Origin of the sequence: Halorientalis regularis (genome assembly GCF_023698535.1) — an archaeon.
Classification (GTDB): Archaea; Halobacteriota; Halobacteria; order Halobacteriales; family Haloarculaceae; genus Halorientalis; species Halorientalis regularis.
In genome coordinates, this window is the sequence record NZ_JALJCL010000011.1 from 107313 (window position 1) to 132881 (window position 25569).

Below are 25569 nucleotides of genomic sequence, written 5' to 3' on the forward strand. Positions count from 1 at the left end.
CCGTTCTCGGACAAAAAAGTGCGGCCGGTCAGCTCTCGACCTCGATGCTGTGGCCGCGTCGCGTCGCGCCTTCGAGGACCGGGAGCCGGACTTCGAGGACGCCGTTGCGGTACCGGGCACCGATCTCCTCGGGATCGATCTCCTTGGGCATCCGGAACGCGCGGTGATAGGTCCGCTCGCGCCCGGCTGACCCGTCGACGTGTTCGGCCGAGATGTTCAGTCGGCCCTCGTACCAGTTGACCTCGATCTCCTCGGGCTCGAAGCCCGGCATCTCCACGGTGAGGACGAACTCGTCGTCCTCCTCGTAGAGTTCGTAGTCGTCACTGCCGAACCCGGAGAACAGCCGGGACGGCAGGTCGATACCTCTCGTCCACGAACTGGCGGGATCGGGCAGTGCCATTGCGCAACACCCAGCTAGATGTAGGCTCGCGCTTCGTGATAAATGTTGTTGAGGTATGGTCACAAACCAGAACCGAAACCGCTGTACTGCAGCGTGTTTCTGGTACCACGGACGAAGACGGATCTTCGACAGACGGTCAGTTTATCAGTGACACTCGACCAGTTCCAGGTCCGCCACCGCGTCGCGGGCGCGCTCGCGGAGGTCGTCCGGTTCCAGTTCGCGGAGTCGGTCCAGTCGTGCGTTGGTCTCGGCCTGTACGGGGGCGAAGCGGTTACAGCCCGCGGGGATCGTCGAGTCGGTGAACGTGCCGATCTCCCTGGCCCGTTCGGTGATGCTGTTCTTGTCCATCGTGAGGAGCGGGCGGAACACGGGCAGGTCGGTGAGCGGATCGGTGACGCTGAGGTTCTGGGTGGTCTGGCTCGACTTCTGGCCGATGGCCTCGCCGGTGACGATCCCGGCCGCGCCCGCGTCGAGGGCGACCTCCTCTGCGACCGCGAGGCAGAACCGGCGGAAGGCGAGCATCCGGCCCTGTTCGAGGTCGGCGGCCAGCAGTTCGACCGTCTCGCCGCCGGGGACCACCCGAAGGGGCTCCCGGAAATTGGGCGCGTACGAGCCGAGCGTCCGGACGGTCTCGACGGCTCGGGCGCGGTGGTCCTGGCCGCCGTACTCCCCGAGGTCGACGTACACGGGGACGACGGGACAGCCTTTCCGCAGCATCTCGTAGGCCGCCACGGGCGAGTCGATACCGCCGCTGACCAGCGCGACGACCGGGCGCTGACTCCCCAGCGGGAGGCCGCCCGGCCCCGCCATCTCGTCGAGGTACAGGAAGGCCGCGTCCTCGCGGACCTCCACGTTGACCGTGAAGTCCGGGTCGTCCAGGTCTACTTCCGGCTCGAAGTCACCCTCGACGGCGTCCCAGATCGCCTGTCCGCCCTCCCGGCCGAGGTCCTCGCTGTCCATCGGAAATGTGTCGCCCGCGCGCCGCGCGCTGACGGCGAAACTCCCGCCGTCGTAGTGGGCCTCGGCGGTCTCGGCCATCGCGTCGAGGATCGGGTCAGGCTTGGCCAGGAGCGACCGCGCCGGACTGGTCGAGACGACGCCGAACGCGTCGGCGGCGACTTCGGCGGCCGCCGTGGGTTCGTCGGTCCAGACGAGCGGTCTGGTCGGCCGTCGCTCCACGTCCCCGCCGACGCCGCGGTCTTCGAGCAGGGCCTCGATGTTCTCGACCAGGCGCTTTTCCATCCCACGACGGACGCGACTGCTCTTCGTACTCATGTCCCCGTAACGGACGACGACTGTGTCCGCACCCGGCGGCTCCATACCCGCCCAGAGACGACTGGGGCTTAAATCCCCTTTGTCGTCGGTGCGCGCCGGTGCTGTGCCGCCGACGGCACTCAGCGCAGGGCCGTGTAGACGACGCCGAGGACGCCGCCGTACACGACGTGCCACACGAGACTCGGGATCGCGAAGTTGGGCAGCGGCGGTGCCTTCGGGAACCCGACCGCACCCAGCCACACCGGCATCACCAGCGCCGCGAGGGTGATCCACGTCACGACGCCCCAGGCCAGCCCCGTCCCGACGACGGCGGCCGCCGAGTCGTCAGGAATCGGCGCGAACCGCAGGAGCGCCGCGAACGCGACGCCCAGCACCGCCCCGTGTGCCACGTGGACGGTGATGCCAGCGATACCACCCGAGAGTCCGTACAGCGCCGGGATCGCGGCCGCGATCGTCGGTGGGTTCATCGCGACGATCAGCGCCGCCATCACTGCCGCAGCGACGACGCCACCCGCGACGCCGGCCTGCCAATCTTTCAGCCCCGTTCCACGCTTCATGATCGTATCTGTTTCGGTCGCCATCGCATCCGGAGTGTCCACGGCTGAGTACGTAACACCACCTCGCGTCTGTGTCTGTGTTATAGCCGCACACGAGCGCAAAAAACACATCCGTATCCGGCGACGACGAACCACGCACGGACGCTGGCGGCCGTCTGGGTTCGGTCGTCCAGTGGTCCCCTATCGGCGGCCGGTCACGTGCCGGTCGACACGGATACGTCGAGTCGATGGCCGCAAGGCTGTCGATCTATTCTTGCCGCTCGGGTTCTGAAAAATGCTGGCTTCCGGCTTTTCAGACACGCTACTCCGCAAGCCCAACTGGTTGGGCAAGGATGTTTTAACTATCTAAATATAATTATACAGTGCATCATGCCACAACCTGGTCCGGAGAGCATTTGGCTGTGGATCGGCACCGCACTGATGGCGTTAGGTACGTTGGCGTTCATCGGTATGGGTTGGAACGAGACGGACGAACAGAAACAAGAATTCTATATCATCACGATATTCATCCCGGCCATCGCAGCCGTGTCGTACTTTTCGATGGCCATGGGATACGGCCTGACGGAGGTGACAGTGGCCGGTGAGATGCTGGACATTTACTGGGCTCGGTACGCCGACTGGCTGTTCACCACGCCGCTGCTGTTGATCGACCTGGCACTGCTCGCCGGGGCCGACCGCAACACCATCGCGACGCTCGTCGGCCTGGACGTCGGGATGATCATCACGGGTCTGGTGGCTGCGCTGACCACCGCGAGCCAGGCGATGCGGATCGCCTGGTGGGGCATCAGCTGTGGCTTCTTCCTGGTCCTGCTGTACATCCTCGTCAGCAGACTCACCGCGCAGGCATCGGAGATGCCCGGTGACGTTGGCAACCTGTTCGGGACGCTCAGGAACGTGGTGATCCTGCTGTGGCTGGCCTATCCCGTCGTGTGGATCGTCGGGACCGAAGGCCTCGGCCTCGTCCCGCTGTACTACGAGACGGCCGCGTTCATGGTGCTCGACGTGCTGGCCAAGGTCGGCTTCGGCTTCCTGCTGCTCCGGAGCCGGGGCGTCCTCGACCAGGCCACCTCCAGCACCGCCGAACCCGAAGCCGCCGCCGCCGACTAACCGCCGACCACGGTGCAGTTTTTTCGTACCCGGAACCCACCGATACCACACCAACCACTAACAGACCCGCCCTGGATACCACCACTATGACCGGATCAGCCATCCACGCTCCCGGGGAGGCCCGCCCCGATGAGTGACGGGGCCGTCCTCGCCGCACTCACCTATCTGGAGTTTCATCTCCTGTTCATCCTGCCGCCGCTCGTGGCATTGTTCCTCCTCGCCGGTCCCGTCGAACGCCCCTACGCCGGCCCGTTCGGCGTGGCGCTCCTCGCGGCCGTCGCCATCCTCTACACGACGCCGTGGGACAACCACCTCATCGCCACCGGCGTCTGGGCCTACGGCGAGGGGACCGTCGCCTTCCGGATCTGGCACGCGCCGATCGAGGAGTACCTCTTTTTCATCCTCCAGCCCGTGCTGACGAGTCTCTGGCTCGCCCGGCTGCCGACCGCGAGCGACCACGAGTTCGGTATCTCGCTCCCCCAGCGCGCGCTGGGCCTGCTCGGCGGTGGCCTCGTCGCCGGCCTCGGCTTCGTCTTCCTCGCCGAGTCGACCTACTACCTCGGGACCCTGCTGCTGTGGGCCAGTCCGGTCCTGGCCGTCCAGTGGGCCTTCGGCTGGCCCGTCCTCTGGGAGCGTCGCCGCACGTTCGCGCTCGGCGTCGGCGTCCCCACCGCCTACCTCGCGGCCGTCGACCGCATCGCCATCGAACTCGGCATCTGGACCTTCGACGAGGCGTTCATGACCGGGCTGGCGATCTTCGGCCTCCCCATCGAGGAACTGCTCTTCTTCGCGCTGACGAACACCTTTCTCGTCCAGGGTCTCCTCCTCTTTTGGTGGGTGACCGACCGCTGGGAGCAGGTCCGGACGGTCTGGAACCGCAGGACCCCCACTGGCTCATGATCCGTACCGCCCCCGGCGTCGACCTCGACGGCTCGATTCGGGCCACGCTGACCCGGGGCGTCCTCTGGCCGTCCTGGGTCCTCACCGCCGCCCTGATCGTGCCGTTCGGCTTCGGCGTCACCGTCCCGCCGGTCGTCCAGTACGTCCCGCTCGTCGCCAGCGTCCTCGTCCTCGGGTTGCCCCACGGCGCGATCGACCACCTCGCGCTCCCCCGCGTCCGCGGACAGGACCCCACGCTCCGGGCCATCGCCGGCGTGTTCGCCCTCTATGGCATCCTGGGGGTGGTCTACGCCGTCGTCTGGTTTCTCGCCCCTGCGGCCGCGTTCGCCCTCTTCATCCTGCTGACCTGGGCGCACTGGGGGCAGGGCGACCTCTACGCACTGCTGGCCGTCCTCGACGCCGACTACCTCTCGACCCGCGCCGAGCGCGCGCTCGCGGTCGTCGTCCGCGGCGGGTTGCCGATGCTCGTACCGCTCCTCTTCTTTCCGGACTGGTACCGCCGGGTCGCCAACGCGCTGATCTCGCTGTTCGCACTGGGTTCGACCGCCAGCCTCGCCTGGGTGTTCCAACTCGACACCCGACTCGCACTCGGCGTTGGCTACGCCGCGGTGATCGTCGGCTACCTCGTGCTGACGGGCGTGCGCGCCGGGGCTCGATCCGTCTGGTTCGTCGACGCCGGGGAAGTCGCGTTGCTCGTCGTCTTCTTCGCCCTCGTCCAGCCCGTGCTCGCCGTCGGCGTCTACTTCTGTGTCTGGCACGCCTACCGACACATCGCCCGCCTGCTCCCGCTGGAACCGACTTCCCGGGCCGCGCTCGACGACCACCAGCTTCGTCCCGCGCTGGCTCGTTTCGCCAGGGAAGCCACGCCGCTGACGCTGGCGTCGCTCGCGTTGCTGGGGGGATTCTACCTGCTGGTCCCGAATCCACCCGCCGACATCCTTGGGTGGGTCGGGCTCTATCTCGTCCTCATCGCGGTGCTGACGTTGCCACACGTCGCCGTCGTGACACTCATGGACCGCGAGCAAGGGGTGTGGACTACCGGTCGGTGACTGCCCGCAACTGCGCCCGGGCGTACTGTTCGGACCCGTTCAGCGGCACGGTCCCGGTCACCTGCACGTACACGTTCGCCTGCTGTGCGTTGACGGCCGTCTCGGTCAGCGACGTGACCCCGAACGCCCGGTCCCCGACGCTCACGTTCGTCGCGTTGACCCCGTCCGACCGATAGGTCTCGCGCTGTGCGGCCAGGAAAGCCCGCGCGTCGGCGGGCGACTCGAACACCAGCAGCGCGATCTGGAGGTTCGAGCTTCCGTTTCGCAGTTCGAGGACCCGCCCGGACTCCATCCCCGCGGGCGCAGCGCCCGGCGCGCGCGTGCCGTTGCCTTCCCAGTTTGTGAACTCCGCCGCCGTCAGCAGGTACTCGCTCGCCGGTTCGTGATACCCCGAGGCGTTCGGCGTCGGCGTCGCGTCGCCGGGTGCCCCGCTACAGCCCGCGAGGACGAGGAGCACGGCCACGGCACCGACGACCGCGACGGACCGACTTCGACTTTCCATAAACCACCCGTAGCCACCCACTTCTTAAAAACGTGGTCGCCGTTTCGCCCGCCGTGGCACCGATCCCGACTCACGCCCGCCACAGCCGGCCGGCGACACCGCCTGCGACCCCCGCCAGCGCCGCGAGGACGCCCAGCCCCGGCCCCGTGGTCCCCGTCGCGTCGGGCGGAGCGGTCGTCGCCCTCGAATTATCGGCCCGTGTCGCCGTCCTGGTCGCCGTCGCGGTCCCGACCGACGCCGACGCCGAGAGCGCGAACGTCCCGACCACGCCGGCGTGATCCGAGGGCCAGACCCGTACCGTCTCCCCCTCGGTCTGATAGGCGATCCGATCCGACGCGCGGTGGCCGACGCGGCTGGCCGCCGTCACGGACACGTCGCCGCGGACGAGCAGGCCGTCGACACGGCTGTCCAGCCGCGACTGGGCGTTCCGAAGCCCCGCCGCCTGACAGCAGGTGAACCCGTCCCGGTCGGGGTGCCGCGCGGCGTAGGCATCGGTCAGTTCGGCCGTCAGCCGCTCGTAGGCCGCCGGTTCCGTGCCGGGGCCGCTGTTGAAGTCGCCGCCGACGATCACCGGTCGGTCGGTCGGGAGCCAGTCGAGCAGTTCCTCTGCCTGGCCGGTTCGGAGATCCTGACGTACCGACGAGAGATGCGTCGAGACGACGGTGACCGTCTCGCCGGCCACCGTCACGTCCGCGGCACAGAACCCGCGCTGGACTGCGAGCCCACCGAGCCCGGGAATCAGCGCTGGAACGCTAAACGCCGCCTCGAAGGTCCCGCTCGCGGTCGCCGTGGCGTCCAGATCACTCCGGACCAGCACGGCGTCGCGGTCGGTGAGGCGCACGTCGGCCGTCCCGTCGTCGGTCTCGGCGGGGAGTTCCACGTCCGTCGTGACGGTCGAGGCGGCCACCTCGTACTCCAGCCCCCGCTCGGAAAGCGCCGACTGGATGGCCGCCAGCAGGTCGACGATGACGGTCTCCGCGGGCTCCGGGGAGTCGGTCCCGAAGTCACTCGGGCGCTGAACCCGGAGCACGGCGGCCTCCTGGAGCGCCACGGCGTCCGCGCCGGTAGCCTCGATCTCGGCCGCGATGGCGTCGGCCCGCGCCCTGACGAGTCCGGGATCGACCTCGCCGAGCAGGTTCCCGGCGATCCGTCGCACGTCGGCGAGCGAGCGCGCCTCGAACAGTCTGAACAGATCGACGCCGAGGTAGACGTTGCGGGTCAGGACCGCCAGTTCGGGTGCCTGGGACGCCGACCGAGCCGACGCGCCGGTCGTGGCGGCCGCGCCCGCGCTCAGGCCGGCGACCGCGCCCAGTACCGTCCGTCGGCTGACCGACCTGTCGTCTGCCGGTGGTTCCATTACCGACAGGTTCCGTGACGGCGGCACCTGAAGCTACTGACTGAATCGCAGTCTGTGGTCGGCGGTACGGTCGCGGCGGCTGTGGCGGATGCTGTGCGGAAAGAATCGAGCGTAGCACCCGCGAGCGCGGCGAAGCCGCGCGAGCGGCCTTTTTCCCCAAGTTTCTGCGCAGGGGGTCGCCAGCGGCGACCCTCTGACGGAAAAAGTGGGAACTAAAAAGTGGGTGCGGAGTTATTTGGCGCGGCCCTGACCGCCGTTGTTGCTCGGACGGTTGTGTTCGGTGCCCTTGCCCTTCTGGTCGAGCCCTCGGTTGGACTTCCCGGCGTTGGTCAGGCCGCGGTAGGCCCGACCCCGCTGGGTGTCGTCGCAAATCCAGTTGAGGTCGTCGTCGTTCTCGATGGCGGGGTGGTGCGGGTCGAGCAGGATCACTTCGAACCACTTCTGGCGGCCGTCCTGCCCGACGGAGTAGGAGTTGAGCACGCGTAGGTTCCGATATTTGCGGGTGGCACGCTCCTCGGCGACGCGCTGGAGGTTCTTGCGGCGGGTGATCCGGGTCACACCCTGGCGCTTCGAGCGCCGGCCGGCGGTGAACCGCTGTTTGCGTGCGCCGCCTTTGCGGATACTGGCGCGCACGACGACCACGCCCTGCTTGGCCTTGTAGCCGAGCGAGCGGGCCTTGTCCAGTCGGGTCGGGCGCTCGATGCGTTCGAGTGCGCCCTGGTTGCGCCACTCCTGCTGGCGCTGCCACTGCAGTTCTGCGAGCTGTCCGTCGTCGGGGTCTTCCCACGCCTCTCGGATGTGGGAGTAGAAGCTCCGTGTCATGGGCTATCACCACGGGCGTCGAGTGGTTCAACTCCCCGCCGGGGAGTCACATCCCGTCCTGTGGGCGGAGGCCGTCTCGAACCACCTCCGACGCGGCAGGTGCCCGCTGGTGCCCGTCGACCAGCGAGTTACCGACTCTTCCCCACTGGCGCGGTTAAACACTTCGAACTCTCCCCGGCCCCACCACCGACCCTCCCGTGGTACCTATTCGAAGTAGGTGAGCAGTCGCTCGCGGTTCAGAAATCCCCACGCCGACCCGACGAGCAGGATCAGCAGCGTCACCGCCGTCAGTCGGAGGTCGCCGCTGGCCAGCCCCGACCCGGAGACGTTCACCAGCACGTAGGCCGGCAGGCGACCGAAAAACGAGATCGCGACGAGTTTCGGGAGGTCGATGTCGGTCAGGCCGCCGACGAAACAGAGTACGTCGTCGGGCAACCCGGGGATCAGAAAGATCACGAACAGGCTCACCGTGCCGGCTTCTTCGACGAAGGCGTCGAAGCGAACCAGCAGGTCTTCCCGAACCACGCTCGCCACGAAGGGGCGGCCGTACCGCCGCGACAGCCAGAACGCGACGGCGCTCCCGATGGTGACTCCGACGAGACTGTAGACGGTCCCGCGGACGCTCCCGAACAGGTAGCCGCTGGCGAAGGCCGTCACCTGGCCCGGGATCGGCGCGACGACGACCTGGGCCGCCTGGAGAGCGACGAACACGAGCGGTGCGAGGACGCCGTACCCGTCGACGAACCGGCGCAGTGCCGCCCCGTCGGCGAGCATCGGTAGATACGCCTGGACGAACAGCCAGAGGCCGACGACGGCGGTGACGACGGCCACGGCCGCCGCGACGAATCGCCGGCGGGCCGCCCGTGACTCGAACACGCTCGTCGGTCGTCCCTCGGCCATACGGACACGTCGGATCGATGGCAATTAGTCTCGCCGGTCGCTACCGAACGCCGGGAATCACGCACGCGTTTAACAGGCCACCCTCCGTCCCCCGAACCGTCGTATGTCTCCGTCGGGACTCCCGGATCGCCGACGCCTCGTCCGTGCTGGCACCCGTCTCCTCCAAGCCAGTATACTGGCGATACTGGTGGTCGGCCTCTACACGCGCAACGTCGGGATCGTGGTCAACGCCGCCATCGCGTTCGCGACGACGTTCGTCCCCGCGATAATCGAGCGTGATCTCCGGATCGAACTGGACGCGCGGTTCACGCTCTGGATCACTCTCGCGCTGTTTCTGCACGCGCTGGGAATGCTTGGGTTCTACCACCAGGTGGGGTGGTACGATCGCCTCACGCACACACTCTCGGCGGCGGTCGTCGCGACCGTCGGCTACGTCCTGGCCCGCGCCATCGACGACCACAGCAGGGCCGTCGTCCTTACGGATCGGTTCCTGTTCGTCTACGTCCTCGTATTCACGCTGGGGCTGGGCGTCCTCTGGGAGATCCTCGAATTCGGGACGGCGCTGGGGGCCCGGGTCCTCGGCCTCGAGCCGGTGCTGGTCCAGTACGGACTGTGGGACACGCTGGGGGACCTGCTGTTCGATATGTTCGGAGCCCTCGTTGCCGCGGCGGTCGCGACCGAACGCGTCTCGTCGGCCGTCGACTCGCTCCGACGGGGCCTCGACCGCCACGAGCCGGACGGCGATAGCCCCCTCCGCCCGATCGCCCACGAACGCTCGGCCGTGGCCAGCCTCGACGAGGTGGTGCGGCGCGACCGGACGAACGCGCGGCGCTCGTGGCTGGTCGTGGGCGTCCTCGCCCTCGTGGTCGTCGGCGCGGTCGCGACCGGGGCGGTCCCGTTCGCCGTCCCCGTCGCGATCGTCGTCGCGCTCGCGCTCGTCCCCCCGGTCGCCTACGGCGACCCCCGTGCGACGCTCCCCTGGCAACTCCTCGCTCTCCCCGCGCTCCCCGTGTTCGGCGGCGTGTTCGCCCAGCCGTGGCTCGCCGCGACCCCACTCGTCTACGTCGCCGTCGCCGCCGTCGCCCTCACCGTCGCGGTCGAACTCCACCTCTTTACCGCCGTCCGCATGACGCCCACCTTCGCCGTCCTGCTGGTCGTCGTCACCACGATGGCCGCAGCCGGCCTCTGGGCCGTCGGCCGCTGGCTCGTCGACCTGACGCTCGGCACCCACTTCTTGCTCGACCCCGGCCTGACCGGCGACGAGATCGAGACCCGACTCCTGTGGGAGTTCGTCTACGCCGCTGCCGCGGGCCTGTTCGCCGGTGTCCTCTTCGAGTGGCGGTTCCGACGGGGCTGAACGGCTGTCTCGGGCGCTTTATCGGCCGGCTAGTGTCTGATCTGTCTCAACTGCCGCCCACCGGAAGTTGAGACTACAGCGGGTATAGCGGACCTGTAATGCGCGGTTTCGGCCGAACCGAAAAGGAGAATCTACTTCAGATCGCTTTCTGAACGACCGTTCCTGTTTTGCAGGCAACTATTTCAGGGGATTTCCGAGACTCTGGATAGTGTTGCCACTCAGACGCCAACTACCCGGGGAGAGTCCCTTCACTCTCCGATTCCAGTCTCCTTCTTCACCAGTGTCAGCGTATTGTCGGCTGTTACGATCGGCGAGTGGTCGTACTCACCGGTCAACTGTACCTGCACGAGTAAATCAACTGCCCGCCAGATCGAGTACAGGAGACAGGCGAACGCGAAGTAGAAGAACCGCAGGCCGAAGTGCTTCGACGTTGTGGCGGCCATGAACCGCTCGATCGATTTGTAGCCGCTCTCGATCTCCCATTCCGTACTCGGCAAGGAGCCCGCTATTCCGATTCGTCATGAACACCGAATACTGTCGATGATCGGTGTGTTCGGAGTTCTCCTTCCGCCGGTAGATCAATGTCGTCGAGTGCCACTCTTGTCGCCCAAGTGCAATTTTCGATCAGTCTCGTAGCGGTCTTCCCCCGCTTGAGAAGTCGTTTCGCCTGCGCTTTTTCGCTGGTCTGCATCCGCTTGGGCACGACGTAGGAGAGGCCGCGCTGGCTGAGCATCTCCAGGATGTGCTGGCTGTCGAACTCTCTATCCATCAGTACGTTATCGACGTGACCAGCCGCCTCTGCCGAGTCCAAGAGGTCCGCGGCGATCTCCTTGCGCGCATCGCCTTTCCGTACCGGCCGTGCGTCTAAGACGATTGGGACAGCGTTCCCGACTAACTGGACCGTCGCCCACTGGTAAGCGTACTCGTCGGTCTTCTCCTTCGTGCCGATGATCTCGTCTCCGTGACCCGCACGGTCGCCAGTGAACGGGTCAGATTCGGTAATATCGATGGCAACGATGCCGGCTCGGAAGAATTCCTCTGGCTCTGCGACTCGATCCAAGAGGCGACTCACGGCGTGGCGGTACATCTCCCGAATCTGTGTGACCGAGAGATCACGGACGTGCTCGCGATGGGCGTGGCCGAGTGGTGTTCGCTCTCGCCTGGATTCGTGAGGGGGTGTCATTGAACGGTTACCACACTAAAGAGCTAGATGAACGCCGAGGTGGGATGGTTCCGGTCGTGAGGTATTTTGGCCTGCACCGGATAGTAGCGAGAGTGTTCGGAGGAGACATTACGCCAGCAGAGGAAGTACTCGGTCCCGGAGACGACGCTGACGTGGCGATTGTCGGGGGCATTCACGGCGATGAACCGAGTGGCGTTCGGGCAGTCCGGGAGGTTCTCGACTCCTCCACGAACTTACAGCGACCGATACAACTCGTCGTAGCGAATCCGCCTGCCGTCGCGAGCCATCGCCGATATATCGATGCCGACATGAACCGAGTGTTTCCAGGCGATCCGGCCAGCGAGGACCGCGAACGCCGACTCGCTGCTGCGCTCCTCAAAACAATCAGCGACTGTGGCGTCGTCCTCTCTCTCCATTCCACCCACTCCTACGATGATCCAATCGCGCTCGTTTCACGGTCACACCCCGAGGTACAGGCACTAGCCGCTCGCCTCCCAGTGTCTCACGTTGTTGACCAGACGCCCTGTTTCGAGGGAGCATTCGCAACGTCAGCACCCGTTCTCACTATCGAAGCAGGCCGAACGCGTACCGAGGAGGCGACGGAAAACGCGCGGCAAATCGTTGAGGCCTTCCTCCAGTTGGTTGATGCACTTCCTGGGGAACCTGTAGAGACAGATTCGACGTATTACACGATGACTGAGGCAGTCTCGACACAGCCGGACGCCAACTACGATCTCCTCGTCGACAACTTCGAAGTGGTCGAACCAGGGACAACCGTCGCACGGAGCGATAGGGGCGAATACGTAGCCGATAGCTCCTTCGTTCCGATTCTGATGTCCGAAACAGGGTATGACGACATCCTGGGATACAAAGGCGCTGTCGCTGGCGAGACGCTTTCGTCAGCTCGCAACGCTTGGGGAGTCTCCCCGACTCCTAGGAACTAATTCACCCGTGTCGTTCTGTAGAGAGTGAGTAGCCACCAGACTCTCGGCAGAAGGATGGCAACTGTTTTGCGACACTCTCTCGTGAACTCTTCTCTGACACCCTCTCATCCCGTACCAAGCGACGCCTCGAAGGAGTTCCTCACCCATCACAGAGTATTTAGAGTGATTTTCGCACACGGCTCCAATGAAGTAGAAACCAGCAAGTGGGCCAGAAAAGCCGAGAGGAAAGACGAGCGGCTGTAACGACCCCCCGAGAACGTATGCCAGCACCGCACCGACAATCGCTACGATAGACAGTATTGCCCCGTAGCGATGGATAGATTGGAAGGTTTCGACATCCATAGGATACTCTCGTTCTTTGACGGATTAACTATTTTGTGGACTCCCCATTGACGTCCTCCCCGCGCTGAAGCGCGAGGACTCTTCCGTGGGTAAGGGAAACGCCCCAAGTTATCCCAAGGATTGGTGGCGGCGATTCTGCGGGGGCCGAACAGAAGTGCAGACGAGACACTGATCACTACGAGATACGTGGTGACAGGAACGAGCGATCCCCTTCGAACGCCGGCAATTCTGCGTCAGCACGTAACATCCTCAGGTGACTCCAATTCAGGCTGCTCAACATGCCGGTTCCAAAAGGACGCGTCGAGATACACATCCGTAATGCCAGTCGCTCCTGACAGCCGAGCGATCCTCTCAGTGGTAGCCCAGAGAACTCGCTGGACCGACTGGGGAACCATCGTCATCACCGTCTCATCATAAAGATCCGCCGCGATCACGAGCGACTCTACCGGACCCGGACCAGGAAAGTTGCCGCCCTCATCGCGACCACGTTTGTGGGCCAGTCCCCAGGCGGTGTAGAGCCCTTTTACCATCCGAATCGACGGGAGTTCGGCTCTGAATGCAACTATTTCGTTAGTGTCGTTACGGAAGGTATGCTCGTGTCCTGGTTCGACAGTCAGCGATTCTCCAGGGTCGAGTTGGATTGGCTCTCCATCGCGAACGACAGTGAGCTGTCCCTCAAGCGTCTTGAACGTCTCTGTCTTCGGATGGTAGTGAGCTGGCGGCTCAGGAGAGTCCGGCGACACCCACTGGACAAGAACTGGACGATCGGTGTTCCCCGCGTCTGGTCGCTCCATCAGTGTCGCCCATGTCCGACTTACTGGATCGGAAACGAGTGGACGGGGTGACCGTCGCAGGAGGACACTTGCAGGAGTTTCAGGATTCAATTCGAGTGAGGGCTCGTCAATCGGGCTTCCGTTTACGAGTGGGCGGCCAGTCCGAATGGTCACCTCTTTCTTATCACCGGTACTCTGTCCCTGTTCATTGGACTGCGTCTCGGTCTCCATCTCCGTTACGTATAACGGACCGACGTAGATGGAAATTCTGTGAGGTATGCATGTGGGTTTTATGACTGATTCAGTCGATGGATGGGTTATGAAACACCTCCACGTCACTGTCCATATCGACGACGATCACGCACCGGAATTCTTCGAATTATTGGCCAATTCGTCGGCCATTAATGAGACCCGTTTGGTCGACTGGAGCATGACAGCCGACGATCAGTCGACGCTCTTGTATACGGTCGATGGTGATCCAACGACGTTCGCCGAACGGGCCGCTGACACCGCGGGTATCGATTCGGTGGAACTGTCCGATACCACACCGGGACAAACATATGTGCTGGTCGTCATGCGACCGCTCGAAACCCCTCTGTTCGCTGCTATCCAGCGAGCAAGTACAGAGGCGGGACTCATCGTCCGCAAACCAATCGTATATCGCAATGGAACGATGTCTGCCCGCGTCATTGGAGACGCTTCAGTACTCCAGCGCGCTCTCGACGATGCCCCCAACGGCGTCGAGGTACAGATCGACAGGATCGGCCGACTTCAGAGTCATTCCAACGATCCAGTAGGTACGCTAAGCGAAAGACAGCGTGAAGCAGTCGGGGCTGCACTCGAACTCGGCTACTATAACCAGCCTCGAGAAGCAACTCATGAAGACGTCGCCGCCAAACTTGACTGTGCACCGCCAACAGCCAGCGACCATCTACAGAAGGCAGAAGCAAAAATCATCCGCGCAATGATGGACGAGTTTGGTGGTACTGCATGAAATTCCCACTATATCACGGGTGCTTGGGCTATTGAAGCGTGTCATTGGGCGTCCTCTCAAGGGTGTAGGTTTCAGTGTTGATCTTGGATATATGGGACCACCCGTTAAAAATCACACATGCATATTCTATGGCATGCCGGATCCGCCATAGCTGTAATCCTTGGTCTTGCCTACGTTATACTTCCAAAGAGAATTCACACCTTTGGCTTTGAGCTCCTTCGGCGTTCTTCGTCCGACCAATCTGAAGAGTCCAACACCCCCGTCTGGCTTTACCGGAGGGTGAGGGTGTCATACAACGGTTCACATAGCTGTTCTTCGCTTCCCCGATTCGCTCAGTAGAGCGCGCGTGTCTTGCACAACTGGTGTGGTCGTAGTCGGTCGAGACGGCTGAACAGCTACCGACATTTTGTCAGAAAACATTTTCACTTGGGGGTCAGATGGCGAGATCTATCGGCCAGAATACTCGTCCAATCGTCGGATTGCCTCGTCGAAAACCACCCAGAGTAGAATAAAACCGCTAACGAAGACTAGCGGAAAGAGCGCTGGAATCAGCACTGCGAACAGGGAGAGTTGGATACCAACACCGATTAACAGGAGGTCTTTTTGTCGGTCTTCCTGGGAGGGCATCATGCACTTTTTGATAGGTTCAATATATATCGGTACCGATTACCAACAACTCAAACGATTACTCCAGAGAGTCTACCGGTCACGTTTCATCGAACGACCACTTTCCCTTAACGCTGTGTATTGAGAGGCCAGCGTTGGTGGTTTTGGAGGCGCTCACGCGGTCGTGGACTTGAACGCGGTTGAAATCTTCTCGACCTGCACTCGCATTGTAACAGCCTGTCGTCGTCTCGTCCTCACCCCAAGATGGACTACAAACTCCGACGACATAGCGGACCTCTTCGTAGACTTGTTGGAGTTCATTATGTAAGGATTCAGAAACTACGGGGGTAGAAGGGGATTCAAACCGGTCCCGCCAATCATCGTGTAGCCAGTTGATTTGAGGCGAGCCGGAGCCGGGTGAATTGCTGAGAGTGACGGTTATAGAGCGTGGACTCACCAGAGTGATCAAATCGCACGTACCGAAGCAGTATGTGAAATTCTCCTATGAGTCTTCCCCAGGGTTTAGTGAATAGCTCAGAGACAGAGTAACATGGAACCCAAGGATTACGCGATATTGTTCGCACTTCAGGTAGTCGCAACCGTTGTTGGAATTTTCGTATACATCGGTATCGGTGGTTCGTTCTAATCACTCCTCTAAGACAGGGTACAAAATCGAGATGCAACATACGCATCTACACTGAGCACTCGAGTTTTGCACACACGCGGCTGGATGTGACGTTGGCCGATCACTGAGCCTTCCTCGTACCCCTGCACGGGTTGGGCCGTCGTCGTAATCGTGGCGGCAGCCGAGTCCGGCGACTCTCCCGAGCGGCGGAAATTGCACACAGCGTTTCCGGTGGACGTGTGCAGAACGAGGCTCAGGAAAATATCGACGCGCAACCGGTCTCAGTCGCACCGAAACCGGTCCAACGCGATTCACGCCGATGCGGCCGACTCTGACCCTTCGCCACGAGGGAGGCCGAACTCAACTTCGATTCGGACCGTGTCGTAGGGAACGTACGGCTTCTTCGCGCGCCCATCCTTCTCGAAGTGGATGATGTCGTACTCGGCCAGCAGGTGGAGATCGTCGTGGACATCGTGGACGTCGCGGTCGAGGTGGTCAGCCAGCGCGCGGATGCTCTCGGGTGGCTGTTCCATCACCTCCTCAAGCAGTTCCATCCGCCGGTCAGTGAGCAGCTGGCGGAGCCGCGCCCGGTCTTCGAAGTTGACGACGTGGGGTACCTCCTCGCCGTCCTCCCACTGTTCGGCGCGCTCGATGGCCGCCTGCTGTGCCTGCTCCGCTGGCAGCGACGTGATGCGGAGGGTCGACGGGTAGTCGACCTCGTCCGGGCCGGGCGTGAATTCGTCGTGCGTGGGTTCGGTGTCAGTCGGTTCGTTGCTCATAGATTTCGGTCACCTCGGTTTGGAAGTCAGCGATCAGGTCGGAGAGGCCTGTGAACTCCAGTTTCGTGATGTCGCCCTCGGGTGTGTGTCGATGGTGCCGGCCGACGTCCAGGTGGTAGGGCGCGTTGTCGTATCGCAGGAGCGTGTCGCTGTCAGCGTCCATGTACTGGAAGCTGTACTTCAGCCCCTGCGGGAACTCCTCGCTCACCGGGACTCGCCACGCGACCATCTCGTACCGGCTCCCGTCCGGTTTCTCGCTTCCGTCCCGGTACACAACTGACGCAGGCACCGTCTCCTATGTTGTATTTCAACCCCAACAGAGATAAACCTTACCCGGCGAAGATGCCTGCAGCATTCATCTATTTGTGTATATGTTGTTTGGTGAAAATGGTGTTAAGAACCATTACCACCCAACGAATTGATTCGGACCTGCCCAACTTCCAGACTTTGAGTAGATGATGGGCGCTACAACCAAGACACGGGATTACGGTGCTATTTCATACAGGATATCATCTGGAAACTACATAGTATCTAAATTGGAAGAAGACTCAGACGAGAATTCCCGGAATTGACGGATTAAACCGTCAAAAAGTCAGATTCGAAGAGTGCTGCCGCTCACAAACGACGAAAACCGAGAGGAGGCTTCGTGCTTAAGCGTACCGGCGCAGGAAGTCACCCAATGCACGAACGAATGTATTTGCCGAGATGACCGGCGGTGACCGGATCGGTTCGCCGATCCCGACTTTGATGAGATAATCGGTGAGCCGCCAGAGGTTGTACAGCAGTGACGCCAACACAAAATTACACAGACGTACGCGGTAGTCAGTTGACGATGTCCGCGGGAGGAACTCTTCAATAGACTTGTACTGGTTCTCGATATCCCGTCGGCGGTTGTATTCGTTGACGACCGAGTCGATTTCCTCGGGAGCGACGTGGTCACGGTTCGTGACGTATGCGCCGTAGTTCCCATCAGCACCATCAGTATCAACCGGCGCATAGATGTATTCCGCGGTGTGACGATGGCCGCCGTCACTCTCGAACGGCACATCGTGAATGACACCAGCGTCCACACCCTCGGTCGATTTGATGTCCTCGATGGCGTCGAGGTCATCTTCATACTTCGGGACAGGCGCAAGATACGTCAGGTCACGTTCATCGACTGCTATATAGACATCGTGGCTGTGGAAGCCACGGTCGAACATCACTTGGTCAATGTCGACATACTGTTGTGCCTGGTCCAGAAGGCGTGCGACTAGTTCGCCCTTCGCGTACGAGGCAGCGCCTTCATCCTCCCAGACAGAGTTTTCTTTGACTGGCTCAACAGCGAGGATGATCGGAGCGACATCGCCCACAAGCGTGATAGTGGCGTACTTGTAGCCGCGCTTCACCTCGCCATCGTGCTTGTAGCCGCTTACCATCGGTGGGAACGTACTCTTCGCAATCCCCTCGTCCTTGTTCTCCCACGGCGTGGGCCAGAATCGCTCGTAAGTAATGTCGATAGCGGCGGTGACGTGGCGATCATCGAACGGATCGTCGCCACGAATCGTTCCCAAGATGTGGTCAGTCGCAGATTCGAAGGAGTCCATCAGCGTATCGCGGATTTCCGTGATCGCCGGCATTCGGTCATCCCCAGCGAAGTCATCGATGGTGAGCTGTGCCTCTTCGGTTCCAGGTGTGGCGAATTGCTTGAGCACTCGAAGAATCGTATCGCCGGAGGCAGTGGTATCATCGTCGGTGAGCCAGCCGTATTCGCCTTCGCCGTGGGCGCTCTCGCCCATCGTGCAGATCCGAGCAACCATCTCCAAAATCGCTTTGTCGTCGTAGGTGCGGTTGTCTGCTCGACCGCTGTCGAAGACAGGGAAGGCATACCTGCGCGCGAGTTCGATCGTCTTCGTGGCCTTCTGGCGTTTCCACTCGCGGTCTTGCTCGGTTGCTTGTTCGTCGGTGTCTCTTTTGTCTTCGTCGGGACTTGTCGGTAGAAGTGCCTCCGAGATTACATCGTTCTCATGTGCGACGTGGGCGATAGCAATTGCCGATTCGTCGATAACACGCTGTGTCTCGTCATCAAGGGCCCGCCACGTCTCCGAGAGAGTTTGCTGTGTCGGCGGCGTCGTGAACCCAAACTGTTTGCACAATGCCGGACGGGTATGGAGTTGATCAGCCAATTCATTGTGTGAGAATTCTCGAATCTCTGCGTACAGGAAACAGCGCACCATCTGCTCGGTACTATACGTGACCTTCGCCGTATCTCGTGTGTCAGTTAGTAGGTCCGTTGGAACCGAGAGGTTCCCGACGACCCGCCAAAGGTGATCAGCGTAGTCACAGACTGCTTCTGCGTGAGTGACCAGGGCTTCCGCAACCGCAGGTACATCAGATGACATAGATTTTGGAGCGAAAGGGAGTGGCAGAGAGCATCGTTAGCCGTGATGGTCTCGTACTTAATCTCTGCCGGATTGTGTTTGCTAGAATACTATGTTTGAATCAAGCAATATTGTATATTGACTCGCAACACAAAAGTACTTCGGCGACGGACGATGTTCAAATCACACAATGATTGAGGACAAGGAGATTATTGAGTTCCTCCAAAGGAAGGGAGCAATGGAGATCTTAGTCGAAATAGGCCACGAACCCCAGCGACATACGGACCTTCGCGAGAAATTGTTACTGAGTTCGAGTACTGTCCACGATCGTCTCAAAGTCGGCGTTCAGCATGAATTGTGGGAACAGACACTGGAGCAGCGTCCAAATGGTGTTTCAAAAAAAGTGTATGAACTGACCGATATCGGGCAGGAAGTATGGGAGTTCGCTCAGGACGAAAACCTCCGCCAGTATCACATGGCGAGACGAGATGCAGTTCGACGTGTGCGGAATGCAGAAAATGCTGTACTTCAGTCGGTGTCGCCGGAAGATGCTGATTGGCAAGACGAGATTGACTCGTATATCGAAACCGAGCGCTTCGAGATGCAACAGCGTCTGGATGATTATTTAACTGACACCTGAGTCCGGGACAGTATTGGTATACTGGGCACAGACACGTTCGATCCCCTCCTCGAAGGAGATCTCGGGCTCCCATCCCGTCGCCGCGTTGATCTTCGAGCTATCTTGATACAGCGAGAGAATCCCGCCCTTCCCGTGAGGGACGAGTGTTCCGACGTGTCGGAACCGAGGACCGAACAGGGCGGGCGTGAATCGCTACGCTCCGCTACCCAGCCGACAGTGTTTCTTCCGGCAGGATATTCCACGCCGACCCGAAAGATCAAGTCATTGTTCTGTCATAGGCTATATATAGTGAATCTGGTCACGACACGCACCATTACAGCGGCACTCGCCAACGACCGTGAGGGCGTTGTGCGTGACCTTGATTCACTCGCTCGTGCCGGCAGTAAAATCTGGAACGTCGCTCGGTGGACTGCTGGCCGCATCTGGGACGAAACCGGTGAAATACCCGACGAAGGACCACTCAAGTCCTACATGAAAAACCAACCGTGCTGGAGAGATTTGAACGCTCAATCAAGCCAGGCAATCGTCGAAGAATTGGCTGGCGCTTTCCAGTCCTGGTTCGAACAAGATAACTCAGATGCGAACCCACCGGGATACCGCAAACACGGTGACGAACGACCACGCTCAACAATCACGTTCAAAGAAGACGGCTTCAAACTCGACACAAAGCACCAGCAAGTCCGCCTCTCGAAAGGCAAGAACCTGAAAGATGGGTGGAGTGACTTCGTTCTCTGCGAATACGATACCGGCCCCGATGCAGACCTAACTGCCGTCGAAGACGTACAACAGGTCCGCATCGTCTGGACCGGCGACCACTGGGAACTGCATTTCGTCTGCAAAGTCGCCATCGATGCCGCCGACTCGTCGGGTGAAAAGACGGCTGGTGTTGACCTCGGTATCTGCAACACGGCGGCTGTCTCTGTTGGTGACGAGACGCTGTTATATCCAGGGAACGCCTTGAAGATGGACTCCCACTACTTCCGCCAAGAAGAATACGACACAGAAGGCGAAAACGGTCCAAGCACCCATGCTGAGTGGGCACGCCAGAAGAAATCCCGGCGGCAGACCCGCTACCTGCACGCACTCTCGAAAGACATCGTAGAGCAATGTGCAGACCGTGGCGTGGAGACGATAGCTGTCGGGCACCCGGAGGACATTCGTGCGGATGAAGACTGGGGTCGCCACGGGAACAAGCGTCTGCACGACTGGGCGTTTGACACCGTGCTGAGTCACATCGAGTACAAGGCCGAAGAACGTGGTATCGAGGTAGAGCGAGTTGATGAGTACGAGTTGGCCACGTCAATAACCTGGTGCGTGCGGGATGAAAGCCGATTCGAACCGTGTCGAGCGTGGCTTGTACGTGTGTGAGAACTGCGAACTGGTCGCGAACAGCGACCTGAATGCGGCGGAGAATATGCGAGCGACGGTAACTCCGAGTCCCGCTCGGGATAGGAGTAACGGCTGTCTGGCCCAGCCTTCGGTGCGCCTGTTCGATACATCGATGGGGAGAGTCGCCCCACAAGAACAGGTCTGCCCGTAGACCGGCAAATATCCCAACGCTTGCGGTGCGGTTCGGGAAGCCTCGCCGTCGTCGGGCTACGCCCGACTGCTTGAGGGAGCTTCGCTCCCTCTCCGTTCACGGCGAGGAGGAGGTCACCCGCGCAGGTGTCGTGGACGTAGACGTCCTCGGGAATCGGGTTCCCGACGTACTCGGGTTCGATGTCGGTTCCCAGTTCGTCGTTGAGCAGCTCGACGACGGTGTTGAACGAGTAGGCGTTGCCGGTGCCCAGATTGTAGATGCCGGTCAATTCGTGGTCGGCGGCCAGTTCGATGCCTCGGACGATGTCCTCGACGTGGGTGAAGTCGCGGGTTTGCTCACCGTCGCCGTAGAGCACCGGCGACTCGCCATTGGCCATGTCGTCGGCGAACTGCGCAATGACGTTGGCGTACTCGCCCTTGTGTCGTTCCGCGCCGCCGTAGCCCTGATAGACCGAGAAAAAGCGCAGGCCGGCGACGTTCATGTCGTGGTAGTTGGCGAAGTACTCTCCGTAGCGCTCGCGGGCGAGCTTGGAGGCCTCGTAGCCGGTGTTTACCGTGACTGGTATCTCCTCGGGCGAGGGTTCGGTTCGACTGCCGTAGATCGAGGAATTCGAGGCTTAGACGGCCGTCTCACACCCGGCCTGGCGGGCCTGTTCGACGGTGTTGACGAACCCCTCGACGTTGACGCGAGCGCCCCGCTGTGGGTCGTCCTCGTGCATCTGGAGCGACGAGAGCGCGGCCAGGTGAAAGACTACGTCCACGTCGACGGGGAAATCGTCGTCGAGGACGCTCGCCTCGACGAACTCCACGCTGTCGTCCAGGTTCTCGGGCGTCCCGATGTAGCCGTCGTCCAGCGCGATCACCTCGTTGTCGTCAGCGAGGTGATTCGCCAGGTTCGAGCCGATGAAACCCGCGCCTCCCGTCACGAGTACGCGCTTTTCCTGCATGTCTTCGCACTCAAACACGAAGCACAAGTATTCTCCGCTCCGATCGAATATCTGTCGCAGGATCAGATTGTGTTTCGAACCACTCGACCTCGAAGTGGTTGCGGAGATGACTTGCTTCGGTGGCTTTATTCCCTTGAGACTAAGGGTCTAACCCAATATGGACGACGTACGCGAGGTGACAGATTCCCTCCTCGCAGAGAAACCCGGACTCGAATCCGATCTCGAAGTGCTTCTTGAGGTCGACGACGACGGGCCCTGGACGTTCGACGAAATCCCGCTCGACTCGGGGACCTTCGGCGAAGTCGTCTCCCGCGGTCTCGTCGAGGAAGTTGACGACGGGTATCGGGTAGCGGATAGAGCGGCTGTCCGCGCTGCACTCGACGGTGAAGAAATCAAAACGGATTCCGCCGAGACGGACAGTTCCATTGCGGTCTCGCTTCCTGATGTCGACTGGCGAGCGGTCCTCGCACTCGCAGGGGCGCTCGCGCTCGTCGCCGTCACTCGCGTGGTATTCATGTGGGGCAGCGTCTTTCGGGGCGAGCATATGGTTCTCGCCGGAAACGACCCCTGGGGGTACCGGTACTACGTCGAGCAGATGCTCGCCGCGGATCTCTCGCCGCTCGCCTTCGGATCGCTCACTGAATTTCTCGGAACAGGCCTCGCACAGGATCACCTATACGTCGTCGTCGCCTGGTGGGCGGCCGAGCTTCTGGGCGGGACGCCCGCCGCCGGTCTCGCGCTCGCATGGCTTCCCGTCATATCGGCCCTACTTACGGCACTGCTCGTCTACCTCCTCGCCGCCAGACTGACCACTGACCGGCGTATCGGGCTCGCGTCGGTCCTAATGCTTGCGCTGACGCCCGTCCACGCCAACCTGACCGCGCTCGGATTCGGCGACCACCACGCCTTCTACTACCTTTGGCTCACCCTGACGGCGTATGCGCTGTTCGTGATCGCCACTGAGTACGAGAGTGCGGTCCTGATGCGCGGTGATGGCAGGCTCCCCAGTTCGCGGGCGACCTGGGCCGGCGCGGCGCTTCTCGGGATCGGAATCATTGCACAGTCGCTGGCCCGCTACTCTATCTCCCGTCGGCGACTACGCGATCCACCGCGCAATCTCGGACGTTCGCACCGGGTTGTCCCCAGTGTTCGGTAATCTGCCGCTGATCGCCGGGATTGCCCTGACTACGTTCTTGCCTATGCTCGCCTCTACCAAGCGAAGGTGGTCTGTCACATGAGCCTGTAGTTTCGCCCTTACGCTGTTCCCCCTTCTGCGTCGTCGGTTTCCTCCTGCTTGACGAACTCGGACACCGGCTAAACCAGCATATGAAAGCCGTTGTCGGCAAAACATTCGCAGATGGCATTGTGGGTCTCGTCTTGCGTGTTCATTCTTCCGGAGTCACTACCACGATATCAGGCTTTTTCGACTAGCTGGAGTGAATGGGCTAGAGTTAGCTTGCATAGATGGCTTTCAAGATCTAATTCGAGGAATATCGATTACTGCTACTCGGATAAACGGACAGGATATCTAACCCGATATCCGTTCTACATCGCCTTGGGATCTACCCCACTGAAAAATTGAAACCTGGCAGCACAGGGTATGAGAAGACTTCTGTAGCACCCCTTCATTAACTTTGAATTCTTCCCTTCGGTTATGCTGACTTCCCGGTGACGAACGAGATGATATGGTCATTTTTGTTGGGTTGGCCGAATTCGGATTTATAGCCGTACAGTAAGTCCTGACGACATTTCTCCCGACCGATCCAGTGGTTCAACCAGAGTAAGTTACGACAGCACCGTTATCGTATGTCCTGCTCATCTCCGCGTCCAACTGTCGTTCCGGATCCCATCGCAGTTCGAACTTGCCGTACTGTGTCCGCTGAACGGCCGCCTGTGTTCGATACGAGACGTACTCGTATGCCGATGTGGTCAGGTTCGCGTTCAATAGTTCGAGTTGCAACGGCTGATACGGCGTCGTAATCTTTCCCACCTGTCGGCCCCGACCAATATCTACGATACGCGACGGAACGGTCTCCTTCGCGTAATAGAAATCAGTGTGAATGTCGCCCTCGGTGAACTCATGATTGAATTCTTTCGCTTCTACCTCACCACCGGTGAGATACATGCGAGGCCGGTCGGGGTGGTCGATCATGACCATCAGTGAAAATATCTGTGAGACGAGAAGCAGGCAGATAACCAATAACTTACTATATTTCCAGAACCCGTCCCGGTACCAGGGTGCAAACGACAGAGCGATCAGCACTCCGAAAACCGGACCGCTGTAACTAAAGATACGACCAGCAGGAACGATATCTGGTTTCAAGACACCGGCAATAGCGCCTATCGCGAGGATAACTGCAGCAGACATGATCAGTATTACCGTTTCGTTCAGCCGTGCCTCCCGCTGGAAGGGCCAGTTCGAGAGGTGATAGCCAAACCACGCCAGTCCGGCGATCAGAAGGAGGGCGAACCCGTGGAAACGCCAGAGACCGATATCGAGTAAGGGCGGAAGCGGCTCGACCGCTGCTGCTGGCGTGAGGTCTGATGCTTGTCCGATACCAGACGGAATCGCAAAGAGGGCAACAACTTTCCCGACCAACCGCTCAAAGTATCCGGTGAGGAAAGACCACTGGACGAACAACAGGATTCCCGAAAGGACTCCGGACCAGAGTACCGTCTGAGAGGAGTTCGAGAGAACGCCACCGTTCGACCCGATATCCCACCGATACAGAAAGCCGTACACCACCGCTCCCGAGCAGACGCTCAATACCATGAAAAGCGGGATTTTGTGGGAAAATGCCATCGTGACCAGCAGAATCGAGGTGAGGACGACAAGTGCCCGATTGTTGCGGACGGAGACGCCTAGGCAAACCAGCACACCACACCACAGAGCAATCCCGAGGGACTGGTTGTGTATCCAGAACCCCTCAACCACCCCAAATGTTTCGATGGTACTAACCAGAGCCGCGATAATGACTAAATTTCCAGACTCCATATTCGGAACGTGTCTAGCGAGCGTTACGGCAGTGAGAGGCAACAAGATACCAAGTACGAATGCATACACTAACAGCGACATCGGTCCGTCGAAACCTGCGAGGAGACCGAACTCTGCGGCGTATACGTTGAACAGCGAGATGTCCTGATAGAAGTATCGAACGATCATGTCTGTATGCCCTGTCTCGATCACGCGCTGGACGCTGATCGCCTTCCGATCGGGGTCCATGCCGATCATACTGGCCGGGAAAAGGAATGTGTAGAGGCGGAAGAAGACGCTCACGGAGACAATGCCTGCGACGAGGGAGGTAGAAGTCCGCCGGTCGCTGACGAGCGCCGTGAGAACAAGCACAACCGTTACGGCGGCGATACCGACGTATAAACCCGGGTACAGCGAAGAAGTGGCATGGGTGTAAAGTGCAGCAAAGCCCAGGACAAGTGCCGTTAGCGAGAGGCCGAATTTCGAGGACCGATCCACAGGTGGGTAGCCGTTTGACTGTCCGGAATATATCTCTTTGGCTCTGGCGAACCGCTAAAATGCGGTGGATTTCATGTTGTGGAGGGTGTCATAGAACTGTTCTCATGGCTATCGACGGATTCAGCGTTACCGGCTCCAA

At 61.0% G+C, this 25569-nt stretch carries 20 protein-coding genes and 3 pseudogenes; 9 read left to right on the forward strand and 14 right to left on the reverse strand.

Annotated elements, in window-relative coordinates; genetic code table 11:
• Positions 1–28: 28 nt before the first annotated feature.
• From MU521_RS14935 to MU521_RS14945, 3 genes are all read right to left on the reverse strand, one after another.
• Positions 29–400, reverse strand: a complete 372-nt coding sequence (locus MU521_RS14935; RefSeq protein ID WP_092693544.1) for an Hsp20/alpha crystallin family protein — start codon at positions 398–400, stop codon at positions 29–31.
• A 144-nt stretch (positions 401–544) separates the two neighbouring features.
• Positions 545–1720: a tRNA sulfurtransferase gene (locus MU521_RS14940; protein WP_092693543.1), complete on the reverse strand. Its 1176-nt coding sequence runs from the start codon at positions 1718–1720 to the stop codon at positions 545–547.
• A gap of 74 nt (positions 1721–1794) precedes the next feature.
• Positions 1795–2256, reverse strand: a complete 462-nt coding sequence (locus MU521_RS14945; RefSeq protein WP_092693542.1) for a DUF6789 family protein — start codon at positions 2254–2256, stop codon at positions 1795–1797.
• A gap of 345 nt (positions 2257–2601) precedes the next feature.
• Here MU521_RS14945 and MU521_RS14950 point away from each other — a divergent pair, with 345 nt between their 5' ends.
• The 3 genes from MU521_RS14950 to MU521_RS14960 all read left to right on the forward strand — a co-directional run bounded on the left by MU521_RS14950 (position 2602) and on the right by MU521_RS14960 (position 5288).
• Positions 2602–3339 carry a bacteriorhodopsin gene (locus MU521_RS14950; RefSeq protein ID WP_092693540.1) on the forward strand — a complete coding sequence of 246 codons (738 nt, stop codon included), beginning with the start codon at positions 2602–2604 and terminating at the stop codon, positions 3337–3339.
• Between the two features lie 129 nt (positions 3340–3468).
• Positions 3469–4239: a lycopene cyclase domain-containing protein gene (locus MU521_RS14955; protein WP_092693539.1), complete on the forward strand. Its 771-nt coding sequence runs from the start codon at positions 3469–3471 to the stop codon at positions 4237–4239.
• Positions 4173–5288, forward strand: coding sequence for a Brp/Blh family beta-carotene 15,15'-dioxygenase (locus MU521_RS14960; RefSeq protein WP_245681195.1), 1116 nt, complete (start codon positions 4173–4175; stop codon positions 5286–5288). The genes MU521_RS14955 and MU521_RS14960 overlap by 67 nt, the downstream gene beginning before the upstream one ends.
• On the opposite strand, the gene MU521_RS14965 is transcribed toward MU521_RS14960, so the two are convergent.
• The 4 genes from MU521_RS14965 to MU521_RS14980 all read right to left on the reverse strand — a co-directional run bounded on the left by MU521_RS14965 (position 5275) and on the right by MU521_RS14980 (position 8869).
• Positions 5275–5790, reverse strand: a complete 516-nt coding sequence (locus tag MU521_RS14965; RefSeq protein ID WP_092693536.1) for a hypothetical protein — start codon at positions 5788–5790, stop codon at positions 5275–5277. The genes MU521_RS14960 and MU521_RS14965 overlap by 14 nt on opposite strands.
• A gap of 70 nt (positions 5791–5860) precedes the next feature.
• Positions 5861–7147: an endonuclease/exonuclease/phosphatase family protein gene (locus MU521_RS14970; protein ID WP_092693535.1), complete on the reverse strand. Its 1287-nt coding sequence runs from the start codon at positions 7145–7147 to the stop codon at positions 5861–5863.
• A 231-nt stretch (positions 7148–7378) separates the two neighbouring features.
• Positions 7379–7969 carry a 50S ribosomal protein L15e gene (locus MU521_RS14975; protein ID WP_092693533.1) on the reverse strand — a complete coding sequence of 197 codons (591 nt, stop codon included), beginning with the start codon at positions 7967–7969 and terminating at the stop codon, positions 7379–7381.
• Positions 7970–8173: 204 nt separating this feature from the next.
• A complete protein-coding gene (locus tag MU521_RS14980) occupies positions 8174–8869 on the reverse strand; it encodes a TVP38/TMEM64 family protein (protein WP_092693531.1) in 696 nt (231 codons plus the stop codon).
• 103 nt (positions 8870–8972) lie between these two features.
• Here MU521_RS14980 and MU521_RS14985 point away from each other — a divergent pair, with 103 nt between their 5' ends.
• Positions 8973–10226, forward strand: coding sequence for a DUF2238 domain-containing protein (locus MU521_RS14985; RefSeq protein ID WP_245681194.1), 1254 nt, complete (start codon positions 8973–8975; stop codon positions 10224–10226).
• 248 nt (positions 10227–10474) lie between these two features.
• On the opposite strand, the pseudogene MU521_RS14990 reads toward MU521_RS14985, so the two are convergent.
• Positions 10475–11397, reverse strand: a pseudogene (locus MU521_RS14990) (transposase); the annotation flags it as partial.
• 56 nt (positions 11398–11453) lie between these two features.
• On the opposite strand from MU521_RS14990, the gene MU521_RS14995 reads away from it, so the two are divergent.
• Positions 11454–12353: a M14 family metallopeptidase gene (locus MU521_RS14995; RefSeq protein WP_092693530.1), complete on the forward strand. Its 900-nt coding sequence runs from the start codon at positions 11454–11456 to the stop codon at positions 12351–12353.
• A 575-nt stretch (positions 12354–12928) separates the two neighbouring features.
• On the opposite strand, the gene MU521_RS15000 is transcribed toward MU521_RS14995, so the two are convergent.
• The gene (locus tag MU521_RS15000; RefSeq protein WP_175452891.1) at positions 12929–13489 is read right to left on the reverse strand and encodes a cupin domain-containing protein; all 561 of its coding nucleotides are present in this window, start codon (positions 13487–13489) and stop codon (positions 12929–12931) included.
• 298 nt (positions 13490–13787) lie between these two features.
• Between MU521_RS15000 and MU521_RS15005 the strand changes: the two genes are divergently transcribed.
• Positions 13788–14462, forward strand: coding sequence for a helix-turn-helix domain-containing protein (locus MU521_RS15005; protein ID WP_245681193.1), 675 nt, complete (start codon positions 13788–13790; stop codon positions 14460–14462).
• A gap of 1542 nt (positions 14463–16004) precedes the next feature.
• Here the strand turns inward: MU521_RS15005 and MU521_RS15010 are convergent.
• The 3 genes from MU521_RS15010 to MU521_RS15020 all read right to left on the reverse strand — a co-directional run bounded on the left by MU521_RS15010 (position 16005) and on the right by MU521_RS15020 (position 18853).
• Positions 16005–16472 (reverse strand): HVO_A0114 family putative DNA-binding protein, encoded by a 468-nt coding sequence (locus tag MU521_RS15010; protein ID WP_092693522.1) that lies wholly within the window; start codon positions 16470–16472, stop codon positions 16005–16007.
• Positions 16453–16701 carry a toxin-antitoxin system TumE family protein gene (locus MU521_RS15015; protein ID WP_092693726.1) on the reverse strand — a complete coding sequence of 83 codons (249 nt, stop codon included), beginning with the start codon at positions 16699–16701 and terminating at the stop codon, positions 16453–16455. The genes MU521_RS15010 and MU521_RS15015 overlap by 20 nt, the downstream gene beginning before the upstream one ends.
• Before the next feature lie 421 nt (positions 16702–17122).
• On the reverse strand, positions 17123–18853 hold the full coding sequence (locus MU521_RS15020; protein ID WP_092693520.1) for a transposase: 1731 nt from the start codon (positions 18851–18853) through the stop codon (positions 17123–17125).
• A 169-nt stretch (positions 18854–19022) separates the two neighbouring features.
• Between MU521_RS15020 and MU521_RS15025 the strand changes: the two genes are divergently transcribed.
• Positions 19023–19472, forward strand: a complete 450-nt coding sequence (locus MU521_RS15025; protein ID WP_092693518.1) for a hypothetical protein — start codon at positions 19023–19025, stop codon at positions 19470–19472.
• 285 nt (positions 19473–19757) lie between these two features.
• A pseudogene (locus MU521_RS15030) lies at positions 19758–21012 on the forward strand (RNA-guided endonuclease InsQ/TnpB family protein).
• A gap of 52 nt (positions 21013–21064) precedes the next feature.
• Here MU521_RS15030 and MU521_RS15035 read toward each other — a convergent pair.
• Positions 21065–21958, reverse strand: a pseudogene (locus tag MU521_RS15035) (NAD-dependent epimerase/dehydratase family protein); the annotation flags it as partial.
• Between the two features lie 157 nt (positions 21959–22115).
• On the opposite strand from MU521_RS15035, the gene MU521_RS15040 reads away from it, so the two are divergent.
• Entirely contained in the window at positions 22116–23114 is a 999-nt protein-coding gene (locus MU521_RS15040) for an STT3 domain-containing protein (RefSeq protein WP_092695308.1), read from the forward strand.
• Positions 23115–23729: 615 nt separating this feature from the next.
• Here MU521_RS15040 and MU521_RS15045 read toward each other — a convergent pair.
• Entirely contained in the window at positions 23730–25430 is a 1701-nt protein-coding gene (locus tag MU521_RS15045) for a hypothetical protein (protein WP_092695306.1), read from the reverse strand.
• Positions 25431–25569 lie beyond the last annotated feature (139 nt).

Excerpts from the sequence above, each read along its gene's own strand:
- MU521_RS14935 (WP_092693544.1), bottom strand. The coding sequence starts at position 400 with ATGGCACTGCCCGATCCCGCCAGTTCGTGGACGAGAGGTATCGACCTG.
- MU521_RS14940 (WP_092693543.1), bottom strand. The coding sequence starts at position 1,720 with ATGGAGCCGCCGGGTGCGGACACAGTCGTCGTCCGTTACGGGGACATG.
- MU521_RS14945 (WP_092693542.1), bottom strand. The coding sequence starts at position 2,256 with ATGGCGACCGAAACAGATACGATCATGAAGCGTGGAACGGGGCTGAAA.
- MU521_RS14950 (WP_092693540.1), top strand. The coding sequence starts at position 2,602 with ATGCCACAACCTGGTCCGGAGAGCATTTGGCTGTGGATCGGCACCGCA.
- MU521_RS14955 (WP_092693539.1), top strand. The coding sequence starts at position 3,469 with ATGAGTGACGGGGCCGTCCTCGCCGCACTCACCTATCTGGAGTTTCAT.
- MU521_RS14965 (WP_092693536.1), bottom strand. The coding sequence starts at position 5,790 with ATGGAAAGTCGAAGTCGGTCCGTCGCGGTCGTCGGTGCCGTGGCCGTG.
- MU521_RS14970 (WP_092693535.1), bottom strand. The coding sequence starts at position 7,147 with ATGGAACCACCGGCAGACGACAGGTCGGTCAGCCGACGGACGGTACTG.
- MU521_RS14975 (WP_092693533.1), bottom strand. The coding sequence starts at position 7,969 with ATGACACGGAGCTTCTACTCCCACATCCGAGAGGCGTGGGAAGACCCC.
- MU521_RS14980 (WP_092693531.1), bottom strand. The coding sequence starts at position 8,869 with ATGGCCGAGGGACGACCGACGAGCGTGTTCGAGTCACGGGCGGCCCGC.
- MU521_RS14985 (WP_245681194.1), top strand. The coding sequence starts at position 8,973 with ATGTCTCCGTCGGGACTCCCGGATCGCCGACGCCTCGTCCGTGCTGGC.
- MU521_RS14995 (WP_092693530.1), top strand. The coding sequence starts at position 11,454 with ATGGTTCCGGTCGTGAGGTATTTTGGCCTGCACCGGATAGTAGCGAGA.
- MU521_RS15000 (WP_175452891.1), bottom strand. The coding sequence starts at position 13,489 with ATGGAGCGACCAGACGCGGGGAACACCGATCGTCCAGTTCTTGTCCAG.
- MU521_RS15005 (WP_245681193.1), top strand. The coding sequence starts at position 13,788 with ATGAAACACCTCCACGTCACTGTCCATATCGACGACGATCACGCACCG.
- MU521_RS15010 (WP_092693522.1), bottom strand. The coding sequence starts at position 16,472 with ATGAGCAACGAACCGACTGACACCGAACCCACGCACGACGAATTCACG.
- MU521_RS15015 (WP_092693726.1), bottom strand. The coding sequence starts at position 16,701 with ATGGTCGCGTGGCGAGTCCCGGTGAGCGAGGAGTTCCCGCAGGGGCTG.
- MU521_RS15020 (WP_092693520.1), bottom strand. The coding sequence starts at position 18,853 with ATGTCATCTGATGTACCTGCGGTTGCGGAAGCCCTGGTCACTCACGCA.
- MU521_RS15025 (WP_092693518.1), top strand. The coding sequence starts at position 19,023 with ATGATTGAGGACAAGGAGATTATTGAGTTCCTCCAAAGGAAGGGAGCA.
- MU521_RS15040 (WP_092695308.1), top strand. The coding sequence starts at position 22,116 with ATGGACGACGTACGCGAGGTGACAGATTCCCTCCTCGCAGAGAAACCC.